The following is an 8335-nucleotide window of genomic DNA, read 5'->3' on the forward strand; positions in this document are numbered from 1 at the left end:
AAATCTCAGAGCTTGGAGCAAATGAAATACCGGCTCAATATCTGCCAATCTATCAAGCTGCAGAAGAAAAGTATGCGGTACCGTGGCATTTGCTTGCTGCCCATCACAGGGTAGAAACGAGATTTTCAACGTTAGAAGTAATGGTTTCACCAGTTGGGGCAGCTGGACATATGCAGGTGCGACCATAAGGTCGCATAAGAAATTTCCTTTAGCAAGGAACAGGTTAGACCACAATGACCTGTCGTCACCCAGCTTATCCGTGAGGGAAACCAAATATCGGGGAGTGTAGCATGCTGGGAAAGCCATAAGTTATCGAAATACCACGATACGACTGAGTGGCAAGACGAAAAGTTGTAAATAAGGATGAAAGCTAAACTGCTTGAATGATAGTCCAAGGGGGTTAATGGTCCACCTATAGCGGAAGGTATTTATAAACGCTATACAGCCAAAGGAAACGAAATAATTGCAGGTTTGTTTCCGATTACTTAACTGATTAATTGCGTGTCAGTTGAGAAGTGGTCTAAGGCTGACCGTCTTCAATAAGAAGAAAAGGACGACCGTCACATCCGATATTACAGCGAGCTTGTTCTTATGCGTACTAAATGGTGATTACCTAAGTTGGAACGCCCTTTAGGGCTATGTACAAAGGTACTGAATATCCAATATGGTAACGGAGCTCTCGTAGTAGTCCGAGACAGGGAAAGCCTGTTACATGGCGAAGGAGAGCAGTTTATCTCGTCTTACACAACATTGGAAAGGAGCGTGAGGCTCTATGAGAAGTCCAAACATAGTGTTAGACAATCTAGCGAAACAGACTACTCGTAATGATTACAAAATCCGCAGGCTTTACAGAAACTTGTACAACACTGAATTTTATCTTATTGCTTACTCTAAGGTGTACAGCAAAGAAGGTAATATGACCAAAGGTGTCGATGAAGCTACCATTGATGGAATGAGTCTAAAACGCATTGATAATCTAATAGAATGTCTGAAGGACTATAGCTACCAGCCTAAGCCGTCAAGAAGGGTGTACATTCCCAAGAAAAACGGTGGGAAACGTCCATTAGGCGTTCCATCTTTTGAGGATAAGCTGTTACAGGAAGTCGTTAGAATGATACTGGAAAGTATCTATGAGCCAAATTTTTCTGATCGTTCACATGGTTTTCGTCCCGAAAGAAGCTGTCATACAGCCCTAACTCAACTAAAAGAACGCTTTACAGGGGCAAAGTGGTTTATCGAGGGAGATATTAAAGGGTTTTTCGATAATATTGACCACCATACACTCATCGCCATCCTAAAAAGGAAGATTGAGGATGAAGCCTTTATAAACCTCATCTGGAAATTTCTCAAGGCAGGCTATATGGAGGAATGGAGATACCATAAAACATACAGTGGAACACCACAGGGCGGAATCATCAGTCCCATACTGTCAAATATCTACTTAAGCGAGCTTGACCGTTTTATCGAAAAGTACAAATCGGGGTTCGATAAAGGAAAAGCCAGAAAAAGATTACGTGAATACAGAACCCGTGAAATGCGCCTCTCTCGTGCTAAAAGGAAGTACGGGGAAAAATGGACTGAATTGGACGAGGAAGAAAAAGAAAAGGCAAGACTTCACGTCAAAACACTTAAAAATCATATGATGGAACTTCCCTATAAAGATCCGATGGATGACGGCTACAAACGGCTGCAATACACAAGATACGCAGACGACTTTCTCATAGGGGTCATTGGCAGTAAAGAGGATTGCCAGATCATTAAAAGTGACTTGACCAATTTTCTAGAGAACGAGTTGAAGATTGAACTATCTCAAGAAAAAACGTTGATTACACATTCAAAAGACCGAGCGCGTTTTCTCGGATACGACGTGAAAATCAGTCATGATAATAAGACGGCAAAACATACAGCCAGTGGTCACAAACAGCGTACTCGTACAATGAGCTGTGAACTGCTTATGCCTCATGAAATATGGAGAAATAAGCTGATTGAGTACGGAGCGTTGAAAATTGACTCGAGAACAAAAAAATGGAAATCGGCCCATCGAACATACCTTATCCAAAATGATGATTTAGAAATTTTGTCGATTTACAACGCAGAAATTAGAGGTTTGTATAACTATTACCAACTGGCGAACAATGTTTACAAATTGGATAGCTTTAAACACATTATGGAGTACAGCATGTATAAAACATTCGCCAATAAATATAAATCCAGCGTTAAAAAGATCATCAACAAATTCAGATTAAATGGTCATTTTGGAGTGCGATACGATACAATCAGTGGAAAAAAAGTTTCCTACTTCTACAAAGACGGATTCAGAAAAAAGAATCTTGTTTACAAGACAAAAGAAATTGACAAAGTACCTGCGGAAAGAAACATTATCTATAACAGAACGAGTTTGGTCAAACGACTTTTAGCGGACAAATGTGAATGGTGCGGTATGAGTAACATACCTTTAGAAATTCACCATGTAAGAAAGCTAAAAGATCTGAAAGGTAGGAAAAGGTGGGAGAAGCGAATGATTGAAAGAAATCGCAAAACCATGGCTTTGTGCGCAAAGTGCCACCTTGACTTACACAACGGAAAGCTAGATTGATAAATGGAGAGCCGTATACGTCGAGAGGTGTACGTACGGTTCGGGGAGGAGTACTTGGAAACCTATCATGGAAACATGAAGAAGGCGCCGGGTGCTTACTCTACTTCATGCCTTTAACTTGGATTGGATGGTCTTACCCCGGCGGAAATCGGTTGGGTAATGCCAATATTCCGAGTGAAATCTTAACTAATCCTATTATGATTAAAAAGTATGGAGGATATGGCGTAGATGCAAATGGTGATGGAAAAGCAGATCCATGGGATATAGAAGATGCCATATTTTCTGCAGCTAACTATCTTGCTGCAAATGGGGCAGCTGAAGGTGATTTAAGACGAGCAGTATTCGCTTATAATAGGGCAGATTGGTACGTAGAAGAAGTCCTCGGTTTTGCAGATCAGTATGTGAAAGGGTATGTAACGGTAGGCGGTGGCGGTGGTGGAAATACAGGCATTGCAGTGGTTGACGTAGGCAACAGATGGATTGGAAACTCTGTTTATGTGTTTGGCGGAGGAAGGAATCAAAGTGACATATCTAGAGGACGTTTCGACTGTTCCAGTTTTATTCATTGGGCGTTTAAAGAAGTCGGAGTTGATTTAGGTCCATTAACATCTACCAGCACGGAAACCTTGAAGCATCTAGGGGAACCGGTATCTGCAGATAAGTTGAAGCCTGGGGATCTCGTATTCTTTAATACGTATAAGAGAGATGGCCATGTGGGGATTTATGTTGGAAACGGGAAGTTTATAGGAGCTCAATCCAGTACAGGTGTTGCAATAGCTGATATGAAACAAGGTTATTGGAAGAGTGTATTCAATGGCCGTGTAAAAAGGATATAAACAAATTAATAGTAGATATCTCAATTCGATTGGATATAGGCATTGAATAAGGAGTAGAATCAGCTGATGAAAAAATTTGGAGATTCAAACTTTATTATAATTAGTGTGCTTGTTATAGCATTTTTCATTGTGCTCTTCTTTACAACACCATAGCCTAAGAAAAGCTGAAGTACTCTTCAGCTTTTCTTAGGCTTTTTTAATATGAAAGGATGGTTTTATCCAATAAGTCTAAATAGATGATCTTCAACAATCGGACCATATTATGGAGTGAAAAAAGGCAATTAGGTGGTTCATCTCGAAATGTATGTTATTCCTTTCTTTATAGAGGGAGTTTAATGGAATAAGCTATTACATTTATGTTGGGAAAATTGTAAAAATCCAGCAAGGGGTGACCCGATAAGTGTTACACAATTTGTTTTCATACACATAATTATGGGATTTCTATTGATATAATGTTACGGCAAATTACCAAAAGCAATTACAATCTTTTCATTTGTTTTTTATAGTATGAGTTTTTTGTACTGGGGAGCAGTATTAGTAAATACATTGCTCACCTAACGGGACCGATTGCTGCACAAGGTAATCGCTTATTCTTTATAGAGAGTTTAATGAAATAACTCCTAGTATTTTATTGTTATTTAATAAGAATTTAAGGGGTTTAAATATGGTGCCTAAACTTGAAACGAAAAACCTATTATTAAGGGCATTTGAGCAAGAAGATGCACCTTTTGTCGAGGAGTTAGCAGGAGATAAATGAGTTGCAGAGACTACACTCACTATTCCACATCCATATCCTACCGGAAGTGATTAACTGGATTAAAAACCACAAAGAGCATGTGCAGACAGACAAGACAGCTTTGTCTTCGCAGTAGAAGAAAAAAACGATAGTAAATTGATTGGAACAGTTACCTTACGAATAGAAAAAAACCACAAAAGAGCCGAGCTTTCTTACTGGTTTGGGTCCCTTTCTGGGGAAGGGGATATGCGGCTGAAGCAATTGGCAAGGTATTAGAATTTGGTTTTAAAGACATTGAACTTAACAGGATATGGGCAACTGTAATGAAGAAAAACATCGCATCAAGTAAAGTTCTTAATAATAACGTGGTTAAACACGAAGGGACTTTTCCTAAACACGATTTAAAGTGGGGGAAATTTGAGGATGTCGAATACTATGGTTTATTAAAAGATGATTTTCTACAAACTTATTAAGCTAAAGGAATTCTAAAGTTTAACTTTAATTTGTATAAAAATCATGAAATAACACATGATAATTTCTACAAATTAAAGAATGGTGTGGTATTAATGGATATAATATCAGCTCCGCTTTTATTAGTTATTATCATGACTGTAGTAGGGATGTACATAGTTTATGTTTTGCTTCATTGGTTTATAAACAAAAAAAAGCAAAAGGAAATTGATCCTAACGAAGTTGTTGTAAAGAAGCAGGATGAATTACCTTAATATATATTTATGGGGGCGATTGTTTAACAAAGTGTCAGCTCTTCTTATTAAGGTAAAGGTCAGGATTGTTGAAGAGTGGTTTCAAGAGTTTTGATCAACAATCGGCCAGATTGTTGAGGAGAGCAGTAAGAATTAGAATACTAAGGAAACATGCTTACTCCTTATGTTGGAAAAATATTTACATGGTTATTTTTATCCGAAGATTTTAAAGGATTTTCACCTAGTGTCGCCCCATGGAAATTTGAAGTGATTGAAACTAGAAGAGTAAATGGCTTCCGTGGTGTAAACGCTAGAATAAAGTTGACAGTTTTTGCTTGATAAGATTTTACACCTTTGCTCAATCAACCTACTACTTTAGTAAAATAGATAGTGAATTTATTTTACTGGAGGTTAAGGTTTTTGGAGGAGAAGTTAGTAAACATCTATGTTTAATCCTAACTAAAAAGCAATGTCCTCCGATTAAATCATCCCTTGGCAGTCTTTTATAAACTCCACTGTTTTTACGAGCTAATAGTCCAGAAATTCAGCTTACATATCTCCAACTTTTACTTTATGTTTTTTTATTACTAGTAAACGAAACGTCTTTTTGTTTTTCTACCCATTCCTATCGTTCAAATTCCAGTAACAAAAAACAGGCTAATAGCAAATTTATTTTGGGGTGTCTCATGAGAGAAATACAGAGGTTCATCTAAACAATCCCTTCGTATTCCAAACGTATACTCGCTATAAAGTTTGTACATGTTAAGAGAAAAACAAGTGAGGGATTTCAGTTGGAGTGGATCTTTTATCTATACCTTTTAAATACGTTCTTTATGTTATTCATAGCAATTTGGGAAGTTCGTCGCCCTGCCAAAGCTTTAAATTGGATAACAATCGTCCTTATTTTGCCAATAATTGGTTTCTGGCTATATCTTAGTACATCAAATCCCAGGCGTATTCATCGAAAAAGATTGACCTCTTCTCATAATGAGTCTGACAAATTACCTGATACATTTAGTCGTTCAGCCTCGGTAATCGCTGATGCTTTACGGAATTTCACCGTGCATGGTCTTCGAGTCGGCCAAGTCCAAGTACTTAACAATGGAATAGCAAAGTATGAACAACTCATCAAATCCCTACAAAAAGCCAAAAAAACCATTGACCTGGAATATTACATCTATCGGAATGACCAAATTGGTAATCGTATCACAGAACTGCTGATCGAAAAAGCAGCAAACGGAGTAAGGGTTCGTTTTATAAGAGATGGTTGGGGGAGCAAAAAATTCCCGCGTCACATAATCCTTCAGATGATAGATGCAGGAATAGAATGCCGGACAATATTTCCTTTACGCTTTCCCTGGATTATGTCCAATTGGAATTACCGGGATCATTGTAAGATTGTTACGATCGACGGAAAGGAATCTTTTACTGGCGGTATGAACGTGGGGTATGAATATACAGGATTAAAGCCTGACGTAGGATTTTGGCGGGACACTCATTTGCAAATTATAGGGGAAGCAGCAATCGATTTGCAGACTATCTTCGACATTCATTGGAATATCGCTTTGGATGAACGGATAAAGTCAAAAACAAAATCTAAGGTAACGAAAAAGCCCACTAAAATCTCAAAATATAAATCAAAGGAAATCAATCCAACCGGCAGCGTAGATCTTTCCAAATGGTCAGCCGAATTGGGATCTGAGTTGTATGCTATAGATGGTATAATGACAGACAATTCCCCAAAGACAGGGGAATTGCAAAAAGCATACATCCATACGTTTGAAGGAAATCCCGGAGTTCCTACTCCAGTCATTCGGCAAGCTTACTTTATATGCATAACACAGGCAATCAAGACGATTGATATAACAACACCCTATTTTGTACCAGAAACAGATATTATCATGGCATTAAAGACAGCTGTGGCTCGTGGTGTGCGCGTAAGATTACTGGTTCCTCGCCACATTGATCAAAAAATCGTAGGCTTTGCAAGCCGTACCTATTTCGGGGAACTTATAGAAGCTGGAGTCCAGATCTACCAGTACGACAAAGGGATGTTGCATGCGAAGCTAATGATCATAGATGATGAAATTGCAGAAGTAGGCGCAGCAAACTATGATATGAGAAGTTTTCGTCTGAATTACGAGGTGTGTGAAGTCTTGTACAGTGCTGATGTGGCAAGGGAACTCACACAGCAATTCGAGCGCGACCTTACTGATTCTGTACCCTTAAGAATCGAAGACTTGCTGCAACGATCACTGACAGAGCGTATTATTGAGCAAGGTGCTCGCCTGCTTTCTCCATTATTATAAATTAATATATCTTAAATCTAGATTTAAAAAATTTTCATTTTATTAAAAAAGGAGTAAAACCGTGTTAGGAGAACTTTTAGCACGGATTTTTTTATTTAAGATGAAAACAAAATACAAAAAAGGTGATACTATAACGGAGCTAGGATTGTAATAATACTTTTAATTTAAATATAGTGGTGATACTAATAGATAATATATTTGAAAATCTTAAAGTAATACGTTTGTTAGAAGATAAGCTGCATCATCTAAATCTTAAGGTTTACAACTAAGTAAAGTGAAATGACCAATATTAAATCTACAGTCCAACCATTTTTATTTTTCTTGAAAATTAGGGATAACTCAGTTTCTTTGTTTAACAATTCTTTCCTTATAGTGTTGCTGATAACTTCATCTTAAAACTACCTCCGTACTACTAAAATAATTTGATATTTACCACCTTCTAATCAACTCAAATAATGTAAGGAGTATGTATATCCTTTCATAAGTTAGCCGGATTTAAATTAGAGAACTCAAAAAAAGGATAATTTAACGGGAGGAATAGCACATTGGAAGAAATTAACATTAGTTTCCTGACGATCAAAGTTATCGTAGGTTTTGTCGCTTTATTTTTTATTATTATCATAACAGGCAGAACATCTATCTCTCAGTTAACCCCGTTTCACTTAGTTTTTATATTAGTACTTGGAGATTTTTTAGGAAATACCATTTATGAAGATAAGGTAAGGATTTTTCATTTTTTATATGCCATCGGATTGTGGACTCTTCTCATGTTGGGGATAGAGTTTATAACTCTAAAAAACAAATCGGCACGTTCTCTCTTTTTAGGCAATCCTAATATCATCATTCGGAATGGTGTCCTCAACAGAAAGTTACTTAAAAAGAACAAATTGGATATAAATCAGGTATTGAGTTTGCTTCGACAAAATAATGTTTTTTCAGTTCGTGAAGTCAAATACGGTATACTGGAAGCTAATGGACAAATAAGCATATTATTAAAATCTAAGTATCAAAAACCAGAAAAGCAAGATTTTAATCTTCCAGAAAGTCCAGTAGACCTCCCAACATCGTTAATTATAGATGGGGTCCTACCAACAAAACGCGGAAAACATACGCTAAGCAAATTTCGACATGAAGAAAGCCGATTTCTCCTACGC

The 8335-nt window shown here is 37.4% G+C and carries 6 protein-coding genes and 1 pseudogene; all 7 read left to right on the plus strand.

The genetic code is table 11. The features are described from left to right. Window positions 1-26: 26 nt before the first annotated feature. Window positions 27-185, plus strand: a pseudogene (locus tag GJU41_RS25535) (peptidoglycan DD-metalloendopeptidase family protein); the annotation flags it as partial. A gap of 587 nt (window positions 186-772) precedes the next feature. Beyond that, window positions 773-2596: a reverse transcriptase/maturase family protein gene (locus tag GJU41_RS23370; protein ID WP_154319741.1), complete on the plus strand. Its 1824-nt coding sequence runs from the start codon at window positions 773-775 to the stop codon at window positions 2594-2596. Between the two features lie 107 nt (window positions 2597-2703). Continuing rightward, on the plus strand, window positions 2704-3432 hold the full coding sequence (locus GJU41_RS24830; RefSeq protein ID WP_191559212.1) for a C40 family peptidase: 729 nt from the start codon (window positions 2704-2706) through the stop codon (window positions 3430-3432). A gap of 951 nt (window positions 3433-4383) precedes the next feature. Further along, entirely contained in the window at window positions 4384-4641 is a 258-nt protein-coding gene (locus tag GJU41_RS25540; protein ID WP_154319746.1) for a GNAT family N-acetyltransferase, read from the plus strand. A 93-nt stretch (window positions 4642-4734) separates the two neighbouring features. After that, window positions 4735-4893: a hypothetical protein gene (locus GJU41_RS23390; protein WP_154319742.1), complete on the plus strand. Its 159-nt coding sequence runs from the start codon at window positions 4735-4737 to the stop codon at window positions 4891-4893. 770 nt (window positions 4894-5663) lie between these two features. Next, window positions 5664-7181, plus strand: a complete 1518-nt coding sequence (locus tag GJU41_RS23395; RefSeq protein ID WP_154319743.1) for a phospholipase D-like domain-containing protein — start codon at window positions 5664-5666, stop codon at window positions 7179-7181. 545 nt (window positions 7182-7726) lie between these two features. Further along, a partial coding sequence (locus tag GJU41_RS23400) for a DUF421 domain-containing protein (RefSeq protein ID WP_154319744.1) occupies window positions 7727-8335 on the plus strand: 609 nt, incomplete at its 3' end.

It is taken from the genome of Metabacillus idriensis, from assembly GCF_009674765.1.
GTDB lineage: Bacteria > Bacillota > Bacilli > Bacillales > Bacillaceae > Bacillus_P > Bacillus_P idriensis.